General features: G+C 48.1%; 3 protein-coding genes. 2 read left to right on the plus strand and 1 reads right to left on the minus strand.

Annotated features, from left to right (window positions below; translation table 11 throughout):
• The coding region (locus A3751_RS15775; RefSeq protein WP_156492529.1) for a mechanosensitive ion channel family protein at positions 1-706 on the plus strand (706 nt) is incomplete at its 5' end.
• A 36-nt stretch (positions 707-742) separates the two neighbouring features.
• On the plus strand, positions 743-1,486 hold the full coding sequence (locus A3751_RS15780; protein WP_068457825.1) for an S-methyl-5'-thioinosine phosphorylase: 744 nt from the start codon (positions 743-745) through the stop codon (positions 1,484-1,486).
• An 86-nt stretch (positions 1,487-1,572) separates the two neighbouring features.
• Here A3751_RS15780 and A3751_RS15785 read toward each other — a convergent pair.
• The coding region (locus A3751_RS15785) for a DUF188 domain-containing protein (RefSeq protein ID WP_197466402.1) at positions 1,573-1,804 on the minus strand (232 nt) is incomplete at its 5' end.

Consider the following 1,804-nt stretch of genomic DNA (forward strand, 5'->3'; position numbering starts at 1 on the left):
TGCGCTCGGAAAGCTACTGCGTGCTTCGATTATCATTACGGCAGTGCTTGTTGCCCTGCAAACACTTGGTTTTAGTATCAGTGGTGTGCTTGCATTTGGTGGTATCGTCGGTATTGCAGTCGGTTTCGCAGCGAAGGATCTATTGGCGAACTTTTTTGGTGGCTTAATGATCTACCTTGACCGACCTTTTGTCGTTGGTGATTGGATTCGTTCACCAGATCAGGAGATTGAAGGAACCGTTGAAAAGGTTGGCTGGCGCTTAACGACCATTCGCACCTTTGACAAACGCCCTCTCTACGTTCCAAATCAAGTTTTTGCGAATATTTCAGTGCAGAATCCATCTAGAATGAGTCACCGTCGAATCTATGAGAAGGTGGGCATTCGGTATGATGATGCCAAACAGCTCGAAACTGTTGTTTCTAAAGTTAAAACGATGCTACAAAATCATCCTGACCTTGATACAGAGCAAACACTAATCGTTAATTTTGATGCGTTTGGTGCCTCCTCTTTAGACTTCTTTATTTATACCTTTACCAAGACAACAAACTGGATCGAATACCACACAGTAAAACAGAAAGTGTTGGTTGAGATTATAAAGATCATCGAAGGTGAGGGCGCAGAGTTTGCGTTCCCAACATCAACGGTGCATTTGCCAGAACTGGTTAATAGTGGGCTTGCTCATAATATCGAAGAGCCAAAGCCCTGATTTGGTTTTGTGCCTTGGTTAATTCGGAGTAGAAGAATGTACGCAATTGTTGGTGGCACGGGACTGAATGCACTTTCCGGCTTCGCTGAGAGTGATAGACACACCGTTGATACACCCTTTGGTCAGCCTAGCGGGTCCATTGTTACGGGTGCCTATCACGGAAGGGACGTGTGTTTTTTGGCGCGACATGGGCAGCCTCACTCAATTCCTCCACATAAAATAAACTACCGCGCAAATATGTTTGCACTCAAGCAACTTGGGGTGACCGACGTGATCGCGATCAATGCTGTCGGAGGCATTCATAGCCATATGCCGCCGGAGGCTTTGTCGGTGCCTGATCAGATTATCGATTACACTTGGGGGCGGGAGCACACGGTCCATGATGGCACCAGTGCTGAGCTTGGGCACATTGATTTTACCGAGCCTTATGCGCAATCTATTCGCAAAGGCTTGATACAGGCTGCGAGGCGGGCAAATATTGAAGTATTGCCGTGTGGTGTTTACGCAGCGACCAATGGTCCGCGTTTGGAAAGTGCGGCTGAAGTGATGCGCATAAAACAGGATGGCGGCGATATGATCGGCATGACCGGTATGCCAGAGGCTTCGCTTGCGATTGAGCTAGGCCTTAAATACGCATGCTTAGCCGTAAGTGTTAACTGGGCCGCTGGCTTGCATGGTTTAGCGCCCATTACGATGCAGGAAATTAAAGCTGCACTTGCTAATGGCATTGTATCTGTCGAGCAGGTGCTTGCCGCGTACTTGTCGTCGACCACAGAATAGACCGCTCACTGAGCATTCATGACAAACTTCGTGCTTAGGCTTGACTAAGGTGCGTTAGGCGCAATGAGCATTAACCACCACGTGGGTTAACGATTGTAGCGCGCTAACCAGCGATCGAGCACATTCGCAAATTCTTGAATATCTCTTTGGCCCAAAGGCTTTGGGCCACCGCTTTGAACACCGCTGGCGCGCATCGTTTCCAAAAAATCCCGCATATTTAAGCGCTGCTTGATGTTCTCTTTGGTCAGTGCTTGGCCGCGAGTATTGATCACAGTTGCTCCTTTTGTAAGAACAGCGTCTGCCAGAGGAATATCTTGA

Source organism: Oleiphilus sp. HI0080 (genome assembly GCF_001635135.1).

Excerpts from the sequence above, each read along its gene's own strand:
- A3751_RS15780 (WP_068457825.1), top strand. The coding sequence starts at position 743 with ATGTACGCAATTGTTGGTGGCACGGGACTGAATGCACTTTCCGGCTTC.